The 20,078-nt window shown below is 68.7% G+C and carries 23 protein-coding genes; 3 read left to right on the top strand and 20 right to left on the bottom strand.

All coding sequences use genetic code 11. The annotated features are described in order from the left end of the window. Together ACWDSL_RS35385 and ACWDSL_RS35380 are read left to right on the top strand one after the other, a co-directional pair. On the top strand, positions 1-695 hold a 695-nt coding region (locus ACWDSL_RS35385), incomplete at its 5' end, for a DUF5753 domain-containing protein (protein WP_450492043.1). 2 nt (positions 696-697) lie between these two features. Further along, a complete protein-coding gene (locus ACWDSL_RS35380) occupies positions 698-916 on the top strand; it encodes a DUF397 domain-containing protein (protein WP_450492042.1) in 219 nt (72 codons plus the stop codon). Positions 917-1,080: 164 nt separating this feature from the next. Here ACWDSL_RS35380 and ACWDSL_RS35375 read toward each other — a convergent pair whose 3' ends face one another. The 11 genes from ACWDSL_RS35375 to ACWDSL_RS35325 form a co-directional block, all read right to left on the bottom strand. Beyond that, positions 1,081-2,016: an N-acetylmuramoyl-L-alanine amidase gene (locus tag ACWDSL_RS35375; protein ID WP_450492041.1), complete on the bottom strand. Its 936-nt coding sequence runs from the start codon at positions 2,014-2,016 to the stop codon at positions 1,081-1,083. A gap of 30 nt (positions 2,017-2,046) precedes the next feature. Beyond that, complete coding sequence (locus tag ACWDSL_RS35370) at positions 2,047-2,184, bottom strand: hypothetical protein (RefSeq protein WP_450492040.1); 138 nt, start codon at positions 2,182-2,184, stop codon at positions 2,047-2,049. Then, positions 2,175-3,326, bottom strand: coding sequence for a hypothetical protein (locus ACWDSL_RS35365; protein ID WP_450492039.1), 1,152 nt, complete (start codon positions 3,324-3,326; stop codon positions 2,175-2,177). Before ACWDSL_RS35365 ends, ACWDSL_RS35370 begins: the two co-directional genes overlap by 10 nt. A gap of 12 nt (positions 3,327-3,338) precedes the next feature. Then, positions 3,339-4,346: a hypothetical protein gene (locus ACWDSL_RS35360; protein WP_450492038.1), complete on the bottom strand. Its 1,008-nt coding sequence runs from the start codon at positions 4,344-4,346 to the stop codon at positions 3,339-3,341. A 31-nt stretch (positions 4,347-4,377) separates the two neighbouring features. Then, positions 4,378-5,280 carry a phage distal tail protein gene (locus ACWDSL_RS35355; RefSeq protein ID WP_450492037.1) on the bottom strand — a complete coding sequence of 301 codons (903 nt, stop codon included), beginning with the start codon at positions 5,278-5,280 and terminating at the stop codon, positions 4,378-4,380. Positions 5,281-5,286: 6 nt separating this feature from the next. Further along, positions 5,287-7,830 (bottom strand): phage tail protein, encoded by a 2,544-nt coding sequence (locus ACWDSL_RS35350; protein WP_450492036.1) that lies wholly within the window; start codon positions 7,828-7,830, stop codon positions 5,287-5,289. Positions 7,831-7,834: 4 nt separating this feature from the next. After that, positions 7,835-8,269 (bottom strand): hypothetical protein, encoded by a 435-nt coding sequence (locus ACWDSL_RS35345; RefSeq protein WP_450492035.1) that lies wholly within the window; start codon positions 8,267-8,269, stop codon positions 7,835-7,837. Beyond that, the gene (locus tag ACWDSL_RS35340; protein ID WP_450492034.1) at positions 8,221-8,553 is read right to left on the bottom strand and encodes a phage tail assembly protein; all 333 of its coding nucleotides are present in this window, start codon (positions 8,551-8,553) and stop codon (positions 8,221-8,223) included. Before ACWDSL_RS35340 ends, ACWDSL_RS35345 begins: the two co-directional genes overlap by 49 nt. A gap of 110 nt (positions 8,554-8,663) precedes the next feature. After that, positions 8,664-9,236: a phage tail tube protein gene (locus tag ACWDSL_RS35335; RefSeq protein ID WP_413800092.1), complete on the bottom strand. Its 573-nt coding sequence runs from the start codon at positions 9,234-9,236 to the stop codon at positions 8,664-8,666. Between the two features lie 79 nt (positions 9,237-9,315). Beyond that, a complete protein-coding gene (locus ACWDSL_RS35330; protein ID WP_450492033.1) occupies positions 9,316-9,720 on the bottom strand; it encodes a phage tail termination protein in 405 nt (134 codons plus the stop codon). A gap of 4 nt (positions 9,721-9,724) precedes the next feature. Continuing rightward, the gene (locus ACWDSL_RS35325; RefSeq protein ID WP_450492032.1) at positions 9,725-10,027 is read right to left on the bottom strand and encodes a DUF5403 family protein; all 303 of its coding nucleotides are present in this window, start codon (positions 10,025-10,027) and stop codon (positions 9,725-9,727) included. 66 nt (positions 10,028-10,093) lie between these two features. Here ACWDSL_RS35325 and ACWDSL_RS35320 point away from each other — a divergent pair, with 66 nt between their 5' ends. Beyond that, complete coding sequence (locus ACWDSL_RS35320) at positions 10,094-10,657, top strand: hypothetical protein (RefSeq protein ID WP_450492031.1); 564 nt, start codon at positions 10,094-10,096, stop codon at positions 10,655-10,657. 12 nt (positions 10,658-10,669) lie between these two features. On the opposite strand, the gene ACWDSL_RS35315 is transcribed toward ACWDSL_RS35320, so the two are convergent. The 9 genes from ACWDSL_RS35315 to ACWDSL_RS35275 form a co-directional block, all read right to left on the bottom strand. After that, positions 10,670-10,993: a phage head completion protein gene (locus ACWDSL_RS35315; RefSeq protein ID WP_450492030.1), complete on the bottom strand. Its 324-nt coding sequence runs from the start codon at positions 10,991-10,993 to the stop codon at positions 10,670-10,672. Beyond that, entirely contained in the window at positions 10,990-11,439 is a 450-nt protein-coding gene (locus tag ACWDSL_RS35310; RefSeq protein ID WP_450492029.1) for a Gp19/Gp15/Gp42 family protein, read from the bottom strand. Before ACWDSL_RS35310 ends, ACWDSL_RS35315 begins: the two co-directional genes overlap by 4 nt. Then, positions 11,420-12,409, bottom strand: coding sequence for a glycosyltransferase family 4 protein (locus ACWDSL_RS35305; protein WP_450492028.1), 990 nt, complete (start codon positions 12,407-12,409; stop codon positions 11,420-11,422). The genes ACWDSL_RS35310 and ACWDSL_RS35305 overlap by 20 nt, the downstream gene beginning before the upstream one ends. A 15-nt stretch (positions 12,410-12,424) precedes the next feature. After that, positions 12,425-13,357: a phage major capsid protein gene (locus ACWDSL_RS35300; RefSeq protein WP_450492027.1), complete on the bottom strand. Its 933-nt coding sequence runs from the start codon at positions 13,355-13,357 to the stop codon at positions 12,425-12,427. Positions 13,358-13,369: 12 nt separating this feature from the next. After that, positions 13,370-13,951 (bottom strand): hypothetical protein, encoded by a 582-nt coding sequence (locus ACWDSL_RS35295; protein WP_450492026.1) that lies wholly within the window; start codon positions 13,949-13,951, stop codon positions 13,370-13,372. Positions 13,952-14,070: 119 nt separating this feature from the next. Continuing rightward, positions 14,071-14,943, bottom strand: coding sequence for a VG15 protein (locus ACWDSL_RS35290; protein WP_450492025.1), 873 nt, complete (start codon positions 14,941-14,943; stop codon positions 14,071-14,073). Then, positions 14,940-16,319: a phage portal protein gene (locus ACWDSL_RS35285; protein ID WP_450492024.1), complete on the bottom strand. Its 1,380-nt coding sequence runs from the start codon at positions 16,317-16,319 to the stop codon at positions 14,940-14,942. The genes ACWDSL_RS35290 and ACWDSL_RS35285 overlap by 4 nt, the downstream gene beginning before the upstream one ends. A gap of 1,186 nt (positions 16,320-17,505) precedes the next feature. Beyond that, a complete protein-coding gene (locus tag ACWDSL_RS35280) occupies positions 17,506-19,131 on the bottom strand; it encodes a terminase (protein WP_450492023.1) in 1,626 nt (541 codons plus the stop codon). Positions 19,132-19,134: 3 nt separating this feature from the next. Continuing rightward, on the bottom strand, positions 19,135-19,527 hold the full coding sequence (locus ACWDSL_RS35275) for a hypothetical protein (protein ID WP_450492022.1): 393 nt from the start codon (positions 19,525-19,527) through the stop codon (positions 19,135-19,137). Positions 19,528-20,078: the final 551 nt, after the last annotated feature.

Below are 20,078 nucleotides of genomic sequence, written 5' to 3'. Positions count from 1 at the left end.
CTGACCTCCGTACGCTGCTGGACGCTTATGGCGTCGAAGAACCCGAAAAGCGCGCCGAGATTGAGAAGCTATCAAGGGAGGCGCGCCAAAAGGGCTGGTGGACTCGATACACCAATGTAGTTGACTCGGCATACGCCGCATATGTCGCTGTCGAATGGGACGCGTCAGAGATCTACAACGTAGAGACGAACCTTGTCCCCGGATTGCTTCAGATTCCGGAATACACCGAGGCCGTCATTCGCCTGCAAGCACCAGAGGCGACAGCCGAGGCGATCGAAACTCAGCTCAAGGTTCGAGAGGAAAGGCGTAAGGTTCTTCGCAGGGCTACGCCACTTCAGTTGTGGGTAGTCCTGTCTGAATCGATCCTTCACCATCACGTTGGAAGTCCTCAGGTCATGCGGGATCAACTTGACTTCCTGCTCACGGCGAGCCGGGAAACCAATATCGAGCTTCAAATCCTCCCGCGCGAAAGTCCGATGAACGCGTGCCTCTTTGGACCGTTCGTCATCATGAGCTTCCCCACAGCCGTAGAGTCGGACGTAGCGTATACGGAATCCACAACAGGAACCGTTTACTACGAGGAACCTTCCGACACCGAGGCGTACAAGAAATTGTTTCGCCGCCTCAACGCGGCGGCATCCGATGTGGGTAAGTCCCGGACCTTGATTCAAAAGGCCCTAGAAGAGATGGTGTAGCCGTGAAGTACATAAAGCCAGACTCCCTTGATTCTCTCGAATGGGTGAAGTCCTCATTCTCCGGCAATAACGGCAACTGCGTCGAGGTCGCAAAACTGCCCGACGCAGCTCGGGCGATACGCGATTCAAAGAACCCGCAAGGCCCCATACTTGCCTTCTCTGCCGATGACTGGTCATCGTTCGTCGAGGCCGTCAAGGGTGACGAGTTCCCGGCCATGTGAGCGGCCCTGCAACCCCCAATCGCGCGGCTCCCGATACGGATGCCGACAAAAAGAAAGAGCCCCGCCCCGGACGAAACCGGGGCGGGACGCGTTGCATTAAGATTCCGACAGGCTGCTTTTACAGATTCCGTGTTCCTTCTGCGGGTTCGGCTGCATTACCTCGTTCAGTCCCCCACAGTGAAGCCGTGGCGTTTACCGAGTGCGGTGAGGGAGTCGCGGCCGGGGATGCCATCGGCGTCTCGGCCGGTGTAACCGCAGCGCTTTTGCCACGTCTCGTATGCGGTAATGGTCTTGGTGCCGAATGAACCGTCGGCCCACTTCGCGGCCAGCAGGCCCTCAGCGGAAAGGGCGCGCTCGACGAGAGCAACCGCGGTTTTGTGCGTGGTGTGGCCCTGGGAAGCGTTCGGGTCCTTGCGTGCGGCTGCGATGACCTCGGCGAGACTTACCGTCGGCTTGGACTGCGGCTTATCGTCGCTCGTCGAGCCGCCGCCGCTCGGTTTGACGCCGAGGCGCCGCGCGATGCGGGCGCGCATGTCCGGCATGCCGAAGCCGCGCGGGTCGACCTTGGTGTTGGTCCACTCCTTGTGGCCGATGACGGACTTCGCCGTCCAGCCGTGAGCGCGGCAGATGGCGGCCGAGGTGCGCTCGATCGCGTCGAGCTGGGCGTTAGGCCACGGGTCCTTGCCGTCGCCGAGGTTGACGCACTCGAAGCCGTAATACCTGGCGTTTCCGTCGGTGCTGTTCTGGTTGGGACGGGGCGGATTGTTGCTGTAATTCTCGGCGATGACGGCGCGCAGAACGTCGGGGTCACCGGTGCCGGCGTGGTTGGCGCGGCCGTGGCCGACGAGGTGGACGCGGCCGTCCTTGTCGATGACGCCATGGCACAGCGGGCCGGGGAGATCGGCGTATCCGTCGAAGCAGATGCGTACTGACGCGTCGGTCCCGCTGGTCACGGTGTGGTGGATCACGACCCCGTAGACCGGGCCCCACGGCCCGTGACCGGCGCGGTTGTGGGTGCGCCATCCGGGGTGCTCGACGACGGTGACGCCCTCGTGCCTGAGTGCGTTGACGAGGGCGTCGGCGGACAGCGGTTCGGCCATGGTTGAGACCTCTTTCGTGTGGGTGGTGGGTTACCGCGCCTCGTCGGCGTCGGTGTCCTGTGTGGTGGGCTCGTCGGGAGGCGGGGCGGGGAGTCGGCCGCGAAGTTCGCGTACGTCCTCTTCGAGGCGGCGGATGCGGTCGAGGAGGTCGGCCGGGATCACAGCCACAGGGGTTCGCTCCCCTCGTCATCGTTGTCGCCGAGGTCGCCGCGCGTGGCAGCGTCGAGGACGAGCGAGGCTGTTTCGGACTGGCCACGCTCGGGCGCGCGGACGGTGAAGCCGACGACGCGGTACCGGCCGGTGAATCCGGCGCCAGTCCATACGTCGGCGATGCGCAGGCGGATGGTGGCGCCGAGGATCGCGGGCGTGATCTGCGCCGCGTCGAGGTTCACCGTGATGTCGGGGACGACTTCGCGCGTCCATGCCTCGGTGAGGTCGGCGGCGGCGTGCTCGTCGAGAGCCGCCCTGGTCGTGATGTCGGTGTAGTCGCTGGTGCCGTCCAGCCGTGGCCATCCGGCGGCGGTGGCTCCAATGACGTACATGGGTGTCGACATCAGGGGGCGTTGCGTGGTGTTGTTCGTCGCGCCGCGTGACCGCCAATGGGTGGCGCGGGTGGTGGCGTCGTAGGGGAAGCGGTACGACACGACGGCACCGGGGTAGTCGAGGACGGTTGCCGCCGGCCCGCGGGCAGTGGTGATGCGGGGGTGTCCGAGCTGCAATTCCTTGACCCGCTCGCCGGCATCGTCGCGGTAGCAGCGGATACGCCACTCGAAGCCGTTCTGGACGGCGGCGAGCTTGTCGAGGAGGTCCCGGAGTTTCGGCAGGTCATACCGGCTGTACTTCCGGGTTCGCTTCACCCCGGAGTTCTGGCGCTCGTCCAGCCGGATGCCGATGTCACCGCCGGCGGACGACTGGGCGAAGTCCACCAGTCGGCGGGCGATCTCGAATTGATCCACGTCGGCGGCGTTCATGTCGGCGGTCAACAGCCGGTGATCCAAGTAGCTGTCGAAGGTGGCAGCCTGGATCTCCGCCGTCCCCGGTGCGCCGCGCGTGGTCGAGCCGAGGGCGGCCGTCCAGACGATGCCGCCCCACCAGATGGCGCGGTCGCGTTCGATCCACACGGCCGTACGTCCGGGGACGACGGCGGCTGTGATCCGTTCGGCGGTGGCCGGGTCGGGGGCGGTGAGGGTGCTGGTCATGGTGCCGGTCTTGCCTATGTAGTCCTCGATGCTCACGCCAGTCACGGGCAGGGCGTCGCGCACCTGGTCGGTGCGGAGATCGCAGAAGAGGGCGCGGTAGGTCGCGGTCATGTGCGCCCCCTGTCAGATCACGTACATGACGCCGTTGAGGCTGACCCATGGCGGCGTGGCGCCGGACTGGGCGACGAGGGCGGCCCGGCCGTTGCTGCGGAAGTCGGCTTTGAGCGATAGGACGTTGCTGTCCACGGCGGAGCACGCCACGGGTACGGTGCGCAGCGTTCCGGGCCGGGCGACCGTGGGCAGAGCGGCGGTGAGGAATTCGCCGTCCCGGACGGGGGCGCCGCCTCGGTAGGTGACGTTCATGCCGCCGCGCCATTGGACGAACCGCGCGCCGATAAGGTCGATGACCCGATAGGCGATGTTGCCGTTGCTGTTGCCGTTGTGCCCGTAGCCGCTCGCGAGGGTGGCTTTGGTCCATGGGACGAGTTCGGCGGCGTAGCCGACCCATTCCGCGCCGCTGAAGCGCTGGAGCCCGGTGCCGTTGTCGCGGTACTGCGCGCGGTAGGCGCCCCGTGCGCTGGACGAGGGAGCGATCCCGCCGGCTGCGACGGTGTAGCGGCGTACGTCGGTGGTGGCGGCGGGGAAGTCGATGCCGCCTGTTCCGGCGGAGACGGAGGCCGCCACGGCGACGCGGTAGAGCGGGAGCGATGCGGCGGGGAGCGGCGGGGGTGCGGGGGCGGCTCCGGGGGTGCCGGTGATGATCTCGACGGCGGCGAGGACCTGGCCAGACTCGTCGTGTGCTCTGTCGTACACGCGCAGCACCACAAGATCGATGCGGGGGTTGGCGGGGTTGCCGTCGGCGAACGTCAGTGTCTCCGGCGCGGTGACGGCGAGGGGGTAGGCGCCTTGTATGTCGGTGCCCTGCACCACGGCGCGGCCCACGCCGAGTGTGGCCGTCATCGGTCCCGTGGCGGCGAGGGCGAACGGGTCGCCGCCGGGGATCACGCCGGGGGTGGTGGTGAGTTCGGCGGCCGGGGTCATGGTGCCGAGCGGGGTCATGCGGCTGTCGTTTCGGGTCTGGCCGCCCGCGAGGTCTCCGCGGTTGGTCAGCCACGCCGCCCGTACGGTCATGCTGGTCTCTCCCTTGCGTGGGTCGGGGTCGTCACCACCAGGCGGAGCGCCATAGGACGGTGAGCGCCGCGGTGTCGTTGAACTCCTCGGCGCGGAAGGTGAGCAGTGACGGGCCGGGCGGCAGGGTGAACGCCTGCTCCGGGGTGCTGCGCGCGGTCGCGGTGTAGACGCGGGGCGCGGTGTCGTTGAGGGTCACCGTGCCGTCGCGGGTGTCGATGACGAGCCGGTCCGTGGCGGCCAAGGTGATGTCGTATTCGAGCACCGCGCCCGTGGCCTGATTGGTCACGGCCGGCCGGACCACGGGGCCGGTGATGGCAAGCACGGGGTAGGTGTCGGCGTCGCCGTCGTTGTCGACGGTCACGGCGCCCGGTGTGCCGTCCGCTCCCCAATCAAGGTCCCATTCGAGACCCGGCGGCGGGTCGGCTTGGTGCCAGTCGAGGCCGGGTTCCGGCACCGGAAGACCGGTGCGGGCCACCTGCTCTTCGACTTCGTAGCGGCGCGGGTCCGAGCACGTCCATTCGATCGCGCCCGTGGGCTTGCCCCAGGTGTAGTCACGCGATGCGGGGAGGCTGCGCTTGGTGACCCGCGCCCACATCAGCCGACGTGCGCCGGCGAGCTGGACGACGAGCGGGGTTTCCTCCTGCCGTACGGCGGTCGCGCGCCGCAGCTCGTCGAGCACCGCCGGAAGCCCGCTGGCTCCTTGTTCGTGGTGGATGAGGAAATCGAAGGTGAGCACCCGCACCCCGGCGAGCAGCCAGCCGGGCCACGCGCCGTGGGATGCGGGCATCGGGACGGATGCGTCATCGAGGTCGGGGAGGTCGTCCCATCCGGCCAGTTGCCGCCCGTGGACGGGGGTGTTCTCGCCCATCAGGTACGTGCCGAACTGGATCTGTCCGTCCCCGCTCACGAGGACTTCGGCCGGGCCGGAGCGCATGAGGGCCTACCCCCTTCCCTTGGCGAGCCACGCCAGTTCGCGGGCGATGCCCGCGGGCGTCTGCTGCTGGTTGGCGACGAACGTGCCGATGGAGACCGTCGGCCCCCGCCCGCCCGGCTCGTCGGTCGTCCATGCGGCGCGGGAGGTCTCGACCTGGGCGGCGATAGCGGGCCGGTATCCGGCTACCTCGTCAGTGACCGCGCGGAGCTGGGCACGCAGGTCCGGGACGGCGGCGCTGATGCCGTCCATGAATCCCGCCATCACCAGCCGCCCGGCTGGGCGCAGGATGCGGGCGTCCCGCTTCGGCGGTCCTTTGATGTCAGGCAACATGTCGGTGAGTCCGCTGAGCGTCTTCTTGACGCCGCCGAACATGGACTTGATGCCGTTGATGAAACCCCGCAGCAACGCCTTTCCGGCTTCCTTCAGGATGTTGCCGAGATCGCCGAGCGCCTGCTTTGCGCGACCTGGCAACGCCGTGAACCACGCTTTGACGTCCGACCACTTCTCGCGCAGTCCTGCCAGCATCCGAGCCAGGCCGTTGACCGCCGCATTACGCAGCACCGGGCCGAACTGAGCGATGGCGGCAGCGGCCCGTCCCGGCAACCCGAGAAGCCACGAGACAACGGCGGCGATGCCGTCGGCCGCCCACTTCCCGAAGCTGACGAACAGCTGACGGAAGAACCGGCCCACTCCGGCGAGGAGCTGCTTGGCGTGGGTCCAGGCTCCGGAGAAGTCGCCGCGCAGCAGATCGGTGATCAGCCGGAGGGCGGGAACCAGGATGTTCGTTACGGCGGAGGCCAGGACGCCCGCGAAGATCGCGGCAAGCTGCGCCACAAGGCCGATGATCGGCGTCAGGATCGGCACCAGCGCCAACAGCACATCGCCCATCAGCTGGCCGAACGCGGCCAGCAGCGGGGCGAGGGCGACGAGGAGTTGCCCGAACGCGGCGCCGATCTGCATGAGGGCGGGCGCGAGGGCGGAAATGATCTGTGCCGCGAGCTGCACAAGGATCGGCGCGAGCCGGGTGATCAGTGCCAGAAAGGGGGCGAGCAGCGCCGGAAGCTGCGCCAGGATCGGTTGCAGGGCGGTGCCGAGCACGGTGACGAGCCGGGCGATGACCGGGCCGAGCGAGGACAGTACCGGGGCGAGTGCGTCGGCGAGCATGGTGACGATCTCGGCCGCGATCGGCACCAGGTCGGCGAGCACCCCCGCCACGGCGGAGACCACGGGGGCCAGCGCTCCGCCGAGCGCGCTGACGAGGGTTTCCAGTGCCGGGCCGATGGTGGCGAACGCCTGCTGAAGCGGCCCGGCGAGAGCACTGACCAGCGTGGATATCAACGGCAGCGCGGCGCGCAGCGCGGCGCCGAGCACCCCGGATATGACCTGTCCGGCGGCGGCGAGGGCGTCGAACAGCCCTTGAAAGGCGGCCTGCGCCTCCTTGGTACCGGTGACCTCGGCGAGGGTCTGCGACACGTCGCGCAGCACGCCAAGGAACCCGGCCCCGGCGTCGGCGGCCGGGCCGAAGATGTTGCCCACCGCAGTGCCCAGGTTGGCAAGAGTGCTGAAGAGCTGGCCGACCAGCGACACCGCGCGCTCGATGGCGCGCTGAAGTCCACCGGACTCGAACGCCTTGTTCAACCGCTCGGACACGCCCTCGGCAGCGGAGGCCGCGCCGGAAGTGATCCGCTCGAAGGACGGGCCGGCGGCAGCGGCGATCTGCCCGAGCCCGCGCACCACGAGCGCCGGAACCCCGGCGAGGTTGCGAAGCCCGGTGTTCGCCGACGACATCGCCTTGCCGAGCGTGCCCGAGTCAGCGAGATCGGCGGCAGCGTCGGCAGCACCCTTGCCCATGGTGTTCAGCGCGCCCGCGGTGTCGGTCAACTGCGCGCGCAGCACAGGCAGCACGGACGTGCCGAGCCGCTGCACACTTCCGGCGAGACCGTCGAACAACGACTGCTGCACCGACGAGCGCAGCCCGTCCCACGCGGGCTTGAGGCTCTGTACCTCGGTCACGAAGGAACGGGCGGACGGCGCGAGCCGCGCCATGGCATCGGCGTCGCCCTTCAGCGCATCCCCCACCCCGGCCGTGCCGATCTTGACTGCCGCGCTTGCCGAGGCGACGGCAAGTAGTCCCGTGGCGGCAACGCCAGCGGCGGGCGCCATCTGGACAAGCCCGCCCGCGAGCCCGGCGATGTTCGGTACAGCGGTGAGCGCGACCGTGCGCACACTCGCCACGGACCGGGCGAGGGAACCGAGCGGGCCGCCCGCACTCCCGCTGTCGCGGCCGAGCGCGGTGAGCGAGGAACGCAGGCCGTCGAGCCCATCGCGGTCGGCGTCCACCCGCACGCGGACCGTCTCGTCCCGCAGCGCGGCGAGCCGGGCGCGTACGTCGGTGGTGAAGCCGTCCAGGTCGGCATCGACGCGGACGTTGACCCGCAGCGCGGATTCGATCCGGTCGAGGGCGCGCCGCAGGTCGGCGGCGAACCGGGAGGTATCAGGGACGACGCGGACGCTTACGCGGTCCGCTTCGCGGCCTCCGGGGCCGGCCATCGGATCACCTCCTGATGACATCCCCGCCGGCGTCCGCGCCGAACCGCTCGGCGAGGGCGGCGACCGTGACCGGTCGGCGCTGCTGGGCGGCGGGGCGCGGGAAACGTCGGGGGCGGCGGATGCGCTTTCGCGAGTTGGCTTGTGCGGCGACCCAGGCGGCTTCGCCCACGGCGTCGATCACGGACGCCAACAGGTGGGCGGTCACGGTCCAACCGCGGTGTTGCGGGCCGCCGCGTACGGCGGCGGCGAAGGCGGATTCGTCGGGCAGTTCCTCCACGAGGGCGAGCAGCAGACGCGGCGCCGTCGGCCGGCTTCCGTAGAGCGCTTCTGTCAGGTCGATGCCGTAGAAGCGCCGGAAGTCGGCGAGCAGCGCCGCGCCGTACCGGTCGATCAGCTCGCAGAGGCCGAGGGTTCCCCCACGCTCACCGCCTGCGCCCACTGCTCGAAGAGCACGGCGGCCATGGCCAGATCACCGCCGATGGCGTCCAGCAGGCGCCGCCCCTGCTCCGGGGTTTTGGCCGCGATCTTGAGTGCTTCGGTGATGGCGTCGGTGTCGCCGGCGGCGGCAAGCTGCTCGATGTCGCCGAGTAGGGCCCGGTCCTCCGCACTCATGCGCAGCGGGGACCGGAGCGTGACGGTGGCGCCGTCCGGTAGGGCGATGTCGAAGTCTCCGTACTTCGCTTCGGCGGCGCGGCGGATGTCGTCGAGGGTGACGCGGGTCATGGGTGCGGACCTCCGGGAGTTCGCGCGGACGCTTGCGGGACGCGGGCACAGAAAGGCCGGGTGGTGCGGCGGTCCGCGAAGACCGCACCACCCGGCCGACAGGGGCGCGGTTACGAGCCCGGCGGGGTGGACAGCGGGGCGAGGGTGCCGACCTGATACGTCCAGTCCTGGCCGGACATGCCGAGCACGGTTGCCCGCACCGGGAGCCCGGCGAGGGCTTCGGCGTCGAAGCTGATGTCATCGGCGCGGGCGATGGACACGCGCGGGAAGTGGAAGAACATGCCGTTCGCGCCGTCGCGGACGAGGACGAACAGCGCGCCTTCGAGCTCTTCCGGAACGCTCGGCGTCTGCACCACGGTCCGGCCGCCGATGTCGGCGGTGGTGGCGTTCGCGCCCCAGAACGCGCGATATGCCTGCTCGTCCCACTGCTGGAGCGCGAACGTCACGGTCTCCACGCGCGGGCTCACCGTGTTACGGAGGTTCTTGTTCTGCCAGGTCCCGAGGGTTTCGGTCTCGCCGCCCTCGCTGGTGATGCCGAACGGATCGTCAAGGCTGGTGTGTCCGAGGTCCACGTACGGGGCAGCGGGGTTGGTGATGTCGTCGGGGATGGGCTGGCCGGTCGTCGGGGCGAAGTAGTAGTGGCCCACAGCCGGATTGAGGACGGCGTTGTCATCGAGCGGCACGGCGGTGCCCTCCAAATCTCTCGGGAACGACGAAGCGCCCCGTCGGATGCCGGGGCGCCGAGGTGGGAAGTGGTCTCGCCTACGAGGCGGGGCGGATGGTGAGTTCGTAGGCGGCCTGATAGCGGTACACGCCATCTCCGGTGTGCTCGTCGGGCAGCAGCACCGGGGCCGCACGTTCGGCAAGCCACCCGACGGACCCCACACCGGGGACCACGACTTGTTGCCGCCACGCGGTGACCAGGGCGGCGCGGGCGGCTGCGGCGAGATCTTCCGCGTCGCGGTCCGTCTCGGCCCACGTCTGGACATCGACCACCGCGCGAGCGAGGAACCTCATGTCCACCGCCGCGCCGCCGATGGGACGAGCGAGGACGAACGGCAACGGCATCGGGTCGGGAATGAGGGTTCCGACCGTCGCCACGGCGAGAGCGGGGCGGAGCACGCCGACGAGGAGGTCGGCGGCGGACGGCAGCATCCGGGCGGGCATCGGTTCACCCCTCTCGTGCGGCGCGGGTGATCACGTACAGCCCTTGCATGGGGCCGACCCGTTGCCCGTTGCGGTTGGTGTAGGCGTCGCGGCCGTACTCGATGGACAGCGCGGCGGCATCGACGAGGGACACCACCACGTCAGTACGCCCACGCGTGACCTCGATGCGCGAATCCCCTTCCGCGCGGTGCTCGCCGAGGTTCGCCCGCGCCCTGGCCGCAATCCGGTTGGCGCGCGCCCGTACGGCTGCTTTCACGCCCGGCATCCGGGCGACCCGCCGACCGATGCGCGGGTTGACGCCCGCCATAAAAGACCTCCACATAGCGTGAGAACCCCTAGCCGTTATGACTCCGGGCGCGAGAACATACGAACTATGGATCAGGGCATAGCGGCCGTCATAGCCGCCGGGTTCGGACTAATCGGCGCGGCCATCGGTGGTGGTGCAGCGATCTGGGGCGCCAAAGTAGGCGCCGAGAATGCGGCAGCAGCGCAGGCACGACATGAACATATGCACTGGCTTCGACAGCATAGATTAGATCTCTTCACACAGGCTCTGTCTCAACTGGACGTAGTGAGCGACTTCTTGAACAACTTCAATCCGTACCTGTTCAGCACACCAGCACCCGAGCGGTTGGCTGAAGAGTGGGATAATGTTCGCTCGACTTTAGACCCGATTAGAGAGATCATGAATAAACTCTCTCTGCTGACTGAACCCCAGTCGGAAGATGCCCCATTCGCTGCCATCACGTCAGCCCTACAGGGCATCTCTATGTTTGGGACGATGTTTTCCGAGATTCAAAATCTAAACCCGGACACAGAATTGACCCCCGAGTTAGAGCAGCAGTTCTCGGAACTTTGGAGAATATCCGAGGAGGTCACTTCAAGGATCGGTGAATTCAAAGATGCGTCAGCCCGGCTACTCGCCACCCCAACTTAGGAGTCATCGCAACTACCTCGCGCGGATCAAAGCATCGATATGCCGCGTGGCTGGTGATCCGTTGTAGCGGCGCGGCTCGCCGACCACATCCCATGTGCGGCCGTCCCACTCAACGCGCGCCCACGGTCCGAGTGGCGCATCCCTCGCGATGACGCGGTAGGTCGTCACGGTGGTCTGTCCGGCTACGGTGGGCTCGTCGGCGTCGACCGGCTGCACTCGGCACCGGACCCATACGGGCGTGGTCGAGGGTCGCCAGACCTGGTTGCCCCGGTCGTCCGTCGTGCGTTCCTGCGGGTAGACGGTGATCGTCTCGTTGCCGTTGTCGAGCAGGCTCACGGCGGCCACCATTCGCGGTCGAGCGGGAGGTAGGGGCCTGTCCCGCGCGGGTAGCGGACGAGGTGCCGGGGGTCATGGCGGATCGGGTCGAGGTAGGGCACGGCGGTGAACGCGCCGCGCGAGGCGCCGAGGAGTGCCCATTCCTCGTCGAGGATGGTGAGGAATCCGGCGGCGGCGCGGGTGTCGAGGGTGTAGGCGTAATTGCCGTCGGTCTCGGAGCGGTAGCCGCCGGGGTTGCGCAGCACGCGGACCACGGCGGCGGCTTCGACGGAGACGACGAGCGCGCGGTAGTGCTCGCTCGCGTTGACCCGCTCGTCGAGGTCGGGGATGCGGGCGCGGATGCGCTGCTCGGCGTCGTCGAGGAGCACGGCGGCAAGCCGCTGCTCGTCCTCGTCGATGTCGCGGCCGAGCCGGGCGGCGACATCCTCAACCGTTGCGTACGCCATGGGCCCGGCCCTCCCCTTCGAGTCGTTCGACGGCGGCCACCCACGCGTCGAGTTCGGGGCGCGGGTCGAGCTCGGCGACGCGTTCCAGCGCGGCAGCCGATGCCGCGCGCCACCGGTCGGGCAGCAGGAGCGAGCGAATCGCGGAGATCCACGCATCAAGGTTGTCCCGCCCGGCGAACGTCCCCGCCCAGGCGACGGATTCGAGGAGTCCCGGCGTGGGGGCGGCGATGACGGGGATGCCCGAGCACATCGCCTCAACGGCGGCCATGCCATACGACTCGTACACGCTGGGCATGAGCAGCACGCGCGTGCGTGCCCATACGTCCCGCCGCATGTTCGCGGTGTGCGGGATGATCTCGACGTTCGGCACGTCCCGCCGGATGACCTGTTCGCCGTGGCCGCCGATCACCCCGGCGAACTCGACATCCGGCATCCGCTCGGCGAGCTGGTACAAGATCTCTCCGCCCTTGTGGGCGTTGAGGTTGACCAGCGTCACCAGGTCGCCCGCTGTGGTGGCGTGCTCGACGGGCCAGATCGGCGGATGCACGACGATGCCAGGCACCCGGTACCGGGCGCACTCGCGCTCTATCCACAGGGTGTTGAAGACAGCGAGGGCGGGCCGCTTGTGCAGCCACACGCGGGTGTGGTGCATCTCGTTGTGGATGATCTGCACCACGGGAACCCCGCGTGTGCGCCCGTACTGCGTGGCGTGCGGGGTTTCCTGGTGGTGGGTGACCAGCGCGGCGGGGGCGAGCTTGTCGAGAAGTTCGGGCACCGTGCCGAGCACGCCGGCCCGGTGGACGGTCACGCCCTGGTGGACGTACTCGGCCTCTCCTTCCCCTTGGCTGGTGGTCACCACATGGGCTTCGTGGCCGGCATCGATGAGCGCACGCAAGAGCGTGTGGAGCATCGTTTCCGAACCGGCGTTGTGGTACGGCGTGTACCAGTGGACGAGGGCGACGACCCGCACCCGTGGCCCCCTTTCTCACGACCGGGCGGGGGCGTCCTCGTAGGCAGCGAACGCGTCGAGGTCGCCGATGGCCCACCCGAAAATGATCTCCGCGCGGAGCGCGACCAGGTTGTTCTCGAAGAGGGACACGAGCTTGCCGCCGAGCGTCACCGCGGCGAGGTTCGTCACGTCGAGCTTGAGATCCTTCACGATGCCGACGCGCAACTGATTCCAGTCCCCGCCCAGCGCACGGACAAGGGTGTCCGCACTGGCGCCGATCTGCCCGGACACCGCGCGCCCGTAACGCACCGGCAGGCCCATCAGGGTCATGGTCGCGTTGGACAGATCCGGGCCGGCGGCCTGGAACAGCGGGCGGCCGAAGCTGTCGTACGCGTTCACCGCGCGGGCGCGGAACCTGGGGTCGGCGGCGAAGCCGGTGAAGTCGTGGCCGTCGTTGATGACGAGCTCGTACCCGTCGCCGATGTCCTTTGCCATGCCGCCCTCGTCGGGCAGCGCGGTGCCGAGCGTCACGCGGTTGGTGGTGGCGTTGAGGAACTGGCCGTCCACCCCGGATAGCTCGGCGCCCGTGGTGGCGGCGCGGCCGTGGAGGATGGCCAGGTCCACCGCGCGGGCGATGGCGAACGACAGGTCCCCTTCGATCTGGGAGTACAGCCCGGCTATGTCCGCCTCCATGAACTCTTCGCTCACGGTGACGATGGTCGCGAACTTGCGAGGGGTGACCACCCGCATTTCGTACCGGTATTCGCTGCCCGGCTTCTGCTCGGACTCCCCGACCGGGCCGGCCTCGGGCCGCTGGGTGATGACGGGGATGTTGGTCTGTCCGTAGGACAGGGGCATGGTGTTCGCCATGCCCAGGATGAGGCTCTGTTCCTGCGCCTTCTCGAAGATCGGCGCGATGACTTCGACGGGAAGCTGACCGATGTCAGCGAGGGTTCCCGGTGCGGGCATGGTCGGGTGCTCCTATCGGTTCAGGGAGTCGCGGACGTACGCGGCGAAGGCGTCCGCCGGCGATGCGGGCGCGGTCGAGCCGCGCCCCTGCGTGGGGTCGGGAAGGGGGCGGCGGGGACCGCTGGTGACGCGGGCGGCGATGCGCTCGGCGCGCTCCATGACTTCCGTCTCGGACGAGCCGGTCAGGAACTCGAACAGGTCGTCCGGGATGCCGTGTGCGCGGGCGGCGCGCTCGCGCCACAGCTCGGCTTCGAGCCGGGCGCGGGCGCCTACGGCCTCCTCGTACTGCTCTTCGAGGGACCGGGCGCGGGCTTCGAGGTCGGGGTAGCGGGCGGCGAGCTCGGCGTTGCGCTTCGAACGCTGCTCCCACTCACGCGCCCGGCCCTTCCACACCTCGGCGTCGTCAATACCGCCCTCGGCGGGGACGGTGGTGTCCTCGTCGGCCGTCGGTGCCTGGGTGGTGGTGGGCGGCTGGCTGCCCGGGACGGTGGCGTCCGGCCCGGTGCCGGTCGGCGGTGTGGCGGTGCTGGTTGTGGTGGTGCCGTCGGCGGGCGTGCTCGCGGCGGCGGTCGTTGCGGTGGTGGTGTCGGTCAAGGTGATCGCTCCCGTTCCGGGTGCGCCCGCCCGCTCCGTTCCGGTGCGCGCGGGGAGGTGGGCATGACGAACGCGCCCGGCCCCGTTGCGGGGGACAGGCGCGCGAAGTGATGTGCGGTTTACGAGGCGGCCGAGGTGCTGCCGCTGTCGTCGGCTTGCTGACGGCGCTGCTCGTCGATGTGGCGGCGCCACTCGGCGAGCGTTCCGCCGCTCTGGCGCCACTCGGCTTCGAGCCGTTCGGCCTCGTCGCGGCCGGGCCATCGGTCGGCGTTGAACACCGGGACGGCCACGCATGAACAGCCGTCGTGATACGGCTCGTCCTCGCCATCGCGCCGCAGCGCGGCCGAGGCGTTCCTGTAGACCGGGCCCCGGCTGACGAGCATGAGGCAGAACGCGCACGGGTGGCCGGACAGGGCGCGGCGGGCGTAGCCGAGGGCGCGCGGGTCGTGCCGGGCGGCGTCCACGATCGCTTCGCGTCCGGCGTCCCGGGCGTGCCGCTCGGCTACTCGTACTGCCTGCTCGGCCGTCGTGTCCGGCAGGGGCGCGCCCTCGTCGAGCGCGTCGAGCCGGGCGCGCAACGGCCGGTAGGCGGCGGCGAGGGCGCGCGGCGGGTAGTTCCGGCGCGGCACCTCCGGAGTTTCCTCACTTTCATCACGGCCGCCGTCCACAGCGGCGAGCCGGTCGCGCGCGGGCGTTTCCTCACGCGGTGACGAATCTCCGCCGCTGGCCGACGCGGTAGTTACGTCACGGCGTGACGTTTCCCCACTGCGGGCGGGGGCGAGCTGCGCGCGGCGCTGGTCGGCGTAGAAGTCGGCGGCGAGCTGCCACGACTGGACGCGCGCACGGTATAGCGCCGGATACGCGGCGTCGAGGAACGCGGCCCATTGCGCGTCGGTGGGGCGTCCGCGCAGCGTGGCCACCAGTGGCGCGAGCACGGCGCGAAGTGCGGCGGTGATCGTGTTCTGTGCCCGCCGGTACTCCTCCGGGGTCATGCCGCCGCTCGCTCGTCGAGCCCGCCGCCGTCGGTGGCGGCCAGGTAGCGGACGGCGGGGTCCGCGTCGGTCATGGCGCGCAGCCGGGCGCGGTACTGCGGGGAGTAGCCGAGCTGTTCCCAGGCGGCTTCGACTGGGAGGATTCCGGCGGCGACGAGTTTCGTCACGGCGTCGGCGCGTGCCGCAACGGTCGGAGTGGCGGCGTCGCGCCAGACGGCTTCCATCGTGATCCCGGCCGACGGGTCCATCCGCTCAACGAGCATCGCAAGCCGCATGACGCGCTCCCACGTGCCGCCGAACGCGCGCTGTTTCCGCTCCGCGCGCTTGACCAACCGCGCTTCGCTGGAACGGATGGCATCCGCCGACGCGGGGTTGTCGGTGGACATCCCCAGATAGTGGGGCGGCAGGCCTGTGACCGAGGCGACGAGCTTCGAGTAGAGGTTCATGACCTCGGTGAAGTTGCGCAGATCGGCGGCGGGGAACTGGCCGGCCTTGGCGTCCTCGTTCGTCAGCATGAGGAAACGCCCTATGTACGCTTCCCATGCGGGGATCGGGTTGCCGTGGGCGTCTTGGAAGTCCTGCGCCTGGGCGCCGAGCACGTACCGCTGAGGGACGGCCAAGAGCTCTTGGGCGCCCTGCATGTTGGTCAGCGTGCGGCACGCGGCGTCGGTGAGTGCCATCACGTCACGCATCTCGGACGCGCCGGACCGCTCGCCCGCCCTTCCGCGGTTGGTCAGCATCTCCACCAGCGGGCGCCCGAGCTGGTGAACGTCCTCACCGGTCACCACCCACCCACCGCCGCGCGGGGCGCGCTCCAGCGACACTGTTCGGTCGGGGAGGTAGAGCCGTGCGCCGTACGGCGGCCTGGTGACGTGGTGGTCGTCGCGGTCGCGCGGCTCGTCTTCCGGCTCGTCGGCCAGCAGGCGCAGGGCGGCGGTGATGCGGCGGGTGTAGGGGTCGAAGTCGGCGGCCATGGTGCGCGTGGACTCCACCCGGATCACCGGCGGGGCGCCCTCGTCGGAGGCGGCGCCGACGGTGACGAACGCGCGCCCGTAGACGAGCGCGTCGAGGTGGGCGAGCTGCGATTCCTCGTCGAGGTCGTTGGCCTGCCACCACTGCCACAGCCGGTCATCGGCGTCGGCCGCGCCGTCGAGCCGGAACCCCTCTACGTCCAACCGCTCTTCGAGCGCGTCGACATACAGCGCCGGCCAGTTGACCACCGTCGACAGCCGCCGCATCTCGGGCGGCAGGGACAGGCCGATGGAGGCGAGGCGTACCCGTCCCTCGTAGTAGCGATCCAGCCGGGCGCGGGTGGGCGTGCCGCCGCTCAGCTTGCGTTCGAGCCGGGCCATAACGTCGGCGTAGGAAGTAGGCATCGCACATCTCCTGTTCCAACGTCTATTTGCCGGGAAAGAGCTCAAGGAGGCGAGCGACCCTATGCCAGCCCCCACAAATAATGGCACCGAGAATCGCGAAAGCCGCTACCATCCATGGGCGTAAATCAGCGGGAATTGCCGTTGCCGACGTTAAAGCGTTACCGATGATCGCCCCGGCCAAGGCGCCAACTATGACCGCCACTACGTGTAGTGACTCCCGAACAGTGCTGCGGGCGAGAGACAAAGGGGCAACGCCCGACAAGCTTGATTCTGGCAGCATCGCCGAGACGCGCCCCTCTGCGTGGCGCTCGCCAATGGTGACGAGCAACACGCCCAGATCCCTTAATGCGATTTCCGGTTCTTCGTCGAGCCGGTCCATTTGCTGACGTAGCGCTCCCGCCACGTATGCGGCATGAATTCTTGCGTGCGCATGTCGACTGGAGCGGCGCGGCATAGTTCCCGCATTGTGGCGCGCTTTGAGGATATTTCTTTCCACCAGGCGACAAGCGCTGTCGAGCCGAGTTAGCGCCCACGGTCGTTCAGCCCGTGTGGATTCGTAGGCATCAGCACACAGCTTCACCGCCGCTGACGTCCGCAAGGTGAGGCGATATCGACGTTCAGCACCCCGACCCAACCGTCGTGACCCCAACCATATGACCGGAAGGGCCCACAAGGAAAAGAGCAGAATTCCAGGGAACGCACTCCCTGCCTCGTGTCTGGAGGGAGCCCGATCACCCATACCCCACCCGATCAGGAGATTGCTTGCCACTCTTGCTGGGGCATTCAAGGCATGAGTCTCAGCGGCGTCCTGTAACGCTCCTACGGAATCGGGCGCAGTTTTCGCGATGACCGTCATAAGGAAAGCAGCGATCAAGAGCGAGCCATAAGGGAACGTTTCAAGGGTGTCACGGTTCTCATGTAAAGCCTCACGCGTATACGTACGAGGCAGAGCCACAATTGGAACTCCCAATCGCTCAACTGACTCGTCGAGTTCGGCGATGCGCTTGTTGGAACTCTCTTCATTTACCCTGCATCGCCACTGCCGAACACGGCTCCACACGTGGGATAATTGTCGCCGAATCCACTGCATCAACCTGTCCAGTCCCCCGCTGTCCCTCTTCTGCTGAGAAGAACTGTAGCGATCCGGCGCCCGATTCCAGGAGAGCGAGGGGACGACGCCCAACGCTTAGCGCAGCACGATGACGCGCCTGTCCTTGTTGATCTTTCCTTTGCCGTTCATGGTCAGGTCGTAGCGGGCCATCTCGGCGAGCAGGCACGCGGCCCATCCGTCGACCTTGCGGCGCGAGCCGCGCCGGTCCTTGCCGAAGCTGATGCCGTACCGATTCGGGCGGCGACGTGCGTTGAGCACGTGGCGCCGTAGAGTCACGTCCCCGGTGTGCCGGACCTTGGTGTCCCGTACGGCGCGCGTGAGGCGTTCGTTGGCGAGCGTGGACTGTTGCAGCCGTCCGCGCATGTCCCAGGCGACCGGGTTCGCGGAGGACGCGCGGACGCGGACGGTTTCGCGGAAGTCCCGGCCCCAGGCGTCCACGTAGCTTTCCCAGTGCTCGACATCCGCGAAGAGCCCGGCCACCTCGTACCGCTTGAACGCGTCCCGGACCGCGGTGTCCACCGCTTCGCGGTCGATCTCCCATCCCTTGCCGTCCGGTCCTTCCGGGCGCTCCCAGATGCCGAGCGGCACGAACAGTCGGTCCTCGATGCGGCAGGCGACGAGCGCGGTTGCGTCCTCGCGAATCGAGCCGTCGAATCCGAGGACGATGGTGTCCCCGTCGGACAGCTCGGCGTCGGTGCGGCATGCGTCCCACTCGTGGGGGGCGAACAGTGCGTCGTCGGCGGTGGCGACTTCGTTGAGGTAGAAGCGGCGGGAGTCGGCGGGGTCGGTGCTGGTGTCGTAGATCTCTTCCAACACGCGGTCGATGCGCACCCATGGCGCGTCGCGGTACAGGCGCGTCAGCGCGGCGCGTACCTCTGCCTCGTCGGACAGGTCCTTGACGGTGGCCTGAGGGTGGAAGCGCATGAGCCCGCCCAGCTCGCGGCGCGACAGGGCGCGTTCGGCGTCCTCGCTGGTCTTCTCCGCTACCGAGTCCTCGCCCGGAACCCACGTATTCGTGGTCTCCAGTGAGCGGCCGTTCATCTTGCCGAGGTTCCGGCGGATGGTCGCGGCGAGCTTCTTGCCACCGTTCGAGGGCAGCCAGAGGTGTGGTTCGTCGAGGATCGCGGACGTGAGGCGCTGTCCCTCGCGGGACGCGGCCGAGGCGGTGACCGGCTCCAGCTTGCCCAGCCGGGTTCGGACGCGGGTCAGGCCGATGTCGAGCCCTGGTATCGCGTGGGCGGCGTCGCCCTCGCGCAGCATCGCGAGGACGAGCGACATCGTGTTGTCGGTCTGATCCTGGCTGACGGCCGCCAGTTGGACGTGTGGGGACGGGTGCGGTCGGCCGACGGCTTCGCCCACGGCGTCGAAGCCGTCGAACACCGCTTCCGCCGCCAGCTCGCAGCACGCCAGCGCGGCGGCGAGCGGGGACTTGCCGGCCCCCTTGGGCATGACGACCTGGCCCCGACGGAACAGCCACGCGCCGTGGGCATCGACGGCGTACCACCACGCGACCACGCGGGCCTGGGTGTCGGTCCACCGCCACGGATCGCCGGCGACGGCGCCGTCTGGCTGCGCGAGGAAGGTTTCCCCCCAAGCGAGCACGCCCCACCCGAGCGTTGCAATCCCGTAGTCGGTGGGCATCCCGACCGGCAGGCCATCGGGGGCGAGCGGAACGCGTTGTCCGGCGAGCGTGACGCGCAACGGTCACACCCCCTTGACGTTCCCCCATCGAGCGCGAGCGGCGGCACGTGCCTGCTCGGATACAGCGTTCTGTTTGCGCTGCGCATCAGCGGGTGCGTCGGGCAGCTTCAGCGACTTCAGCAGCGACGCCAGTACCGACCGGTGTTGCCGGACTTCGGAGACCAGCGGGGACGCGACGAGCTGCCCCATGGACCCCTTCACCATCAGCGGGGAGTCGGCCAGCTCGGCTTCGAGCCGTTCCACGATGTCGGCCTCTCGGCACGCATCGCCCAGGATGCGCGCCTCGTCCGGCCGCAGCTCGTACCGCTCGACGATCTCGCGCCACAGCCGCCGCCCGGCGGCGCCGAGCTTCGCCGGCGGGCGCGGCTTGTCCCGCTCGGCGTCGAAACCGGCCATGTGGGACCACCCCCAACCGTGACGAAAGACGCGTGAAAACACGGCGCTGCCGCACGCATGGCCAGAGACGCTATGACGATGCGGTCAAAATCGGACACCGGGGCCGGGGGTTCTCCCCTGGGCGCGCCATGTAGGTAACGAACAGATCACGTTGCGCACCTTCGGATTGCAGACCCGTGACGCAGACCGCCTCTACAACCAAGGCGATTTCAACCCAAACGCCACCACCGGCCATGGAATGCAAGCCATAAGAGTCAGCAAGGCCGCACATTCACTAATGTACCCAGCCACTCTCCTTCGATCTGAAGGCTAGAGTTGGCATTGCCCGCGGCCGTGGTCGCCACACGACGTGGCGGCCCCCTGCGCCAACAGAGAGCCGCCGGGGTCCCAAGATTGAGGAGAGACCCATGCCACACACTACGCGGCGTCGACGCCGCTTGTTACTCGTCGCTGCCGCAGCGCTGTGCACTACAGCGCTCGCCTTCCTCGCACTGGCAGGCATCATCAGGGCCGACCGCGCGTCCGCAGCAGCAGCCATCGCGACGGCTGGC

The sequence above is a fragment of the Streptomyces sp. NPDC000941 genome, from assembly GCF_053599555.1.
The sequence above is the reverse complement of the archived record's forward strand: the minus strand, read 5'-3'. Positions and strand labels throughout refer to the sequence as shown.

What these genes read in the sequence shown, in the direction of transcription:
- ACWDSL_RS35300 (WP_450492027.1), bottom strand. Translation starts at nt 13,357, where the DNA reads ATGCCCGCACCGGGAACCCTCGCTGACATCGGTCAGCTTCCCGTCGAA.
- ACWDSL_RS35275 (WP_450492022.1), bottom strand. Translation starts at nt 19,527, where the DNA reads ATGGCCGGTTTCGACGCCGAGCGGGACAAGCCGCGCCCGCCGGCGAAG.
- ACWDSL_RS35340 (WP_450492034.1), bottom strand. Translation starts at nt 8,553, where the DNA reads ATGACCCGCGTCACCCTCGACGACATCCGCCGCGCCGCCGAAGCGAAG.
- ACWDSL_RS35310 (WP_450492029.1), bottom strand. Translation starts at nt 11,439, where the DNA reads ATGGCGTACGCAACGGTTGAGGATGTCGCCGCCCGGCTCGGCCGCGAC.
- ACWDSL_RS35320 (WP_450492031.1), top strand. Translation starts at nt 10,094, where the DNA reads ATGGATCAGGGCATAGCGGCCGTCATAGCCGCCGGGTTCGGACTAATC.
- ACWDSL_RS35375 (WP_450492041.1), bottom strand. Translation starts at nt 2,016, where the DNA reads ATGGCCGAACCGCTGTCCGCCGACGCCCTCGTCAACGCACTCAGGCAC.
- ACWDSL_RS35350 (WP_450492036.1), bottom strand. Translation starts at nt 7,830, where the DNA reads ATGGCCGGCCCCGGAGGCCGCGAAGCGGACCGCGTAAGCGTCCGCGTC.
- ACWDSL_RS35360 (WP_450492038.1), bottom strand. Translation starts at nt 4,346, where the DNA reads ATGACCGTACGGGCGGCGTGGCTGACCAACCGCGGAGACCTCGCGGGC.
- ACWDSL_RS35290 (WP_450492025.1), bottom strand. Translation starts at nt 14,943, where the DNA reads ATGACCCCGGAGGAGTACCGGCGGGCACAGAACACGATCACCGCCGCA.
- ACWDSL_RS35330 (WP_450492033.1), bottom strand. Translation starts at nt 9,720, where the DNA reads ATGCCCGCCCGGATGCTGCCGTCCGCCGCCGACCTCCTCGTCGGCGTG.
- ACWDSL_RS35325 (WP_450492032.1), bottom strand. Translation starts at nt 10,027, where the DNA reads ATGGCGGGCGTCAACCCGCGCATCGGTCGGCGGGTCGCCCGGATGCCG.
- ACWDSL_RS35285 (WP_450492024.1), bottom strand. Translation starts at nt 16,319, where the DNA reads ATGCCTACTTCCTACGCCGACGTTATGGCCCGGCTCGAACGCAAGCTG.
- ACWDSL_RS35355 (WP_450492037.1), bottom strand. Translation starts at nt 5,280, where the DNA reads ATGCGCTCCGGCCCGGCCGAAGTCCTCGTGAGCGGGGACGGACAGATC.
- ACWDSL_RS35365 (WP_450492039.1), bottom strand. Translation starts at nt 3,326, where the DNA reads ATGACCGCGACCTACCGCGCCCTCTTCTGCGATCTCCGCACCGACCAG.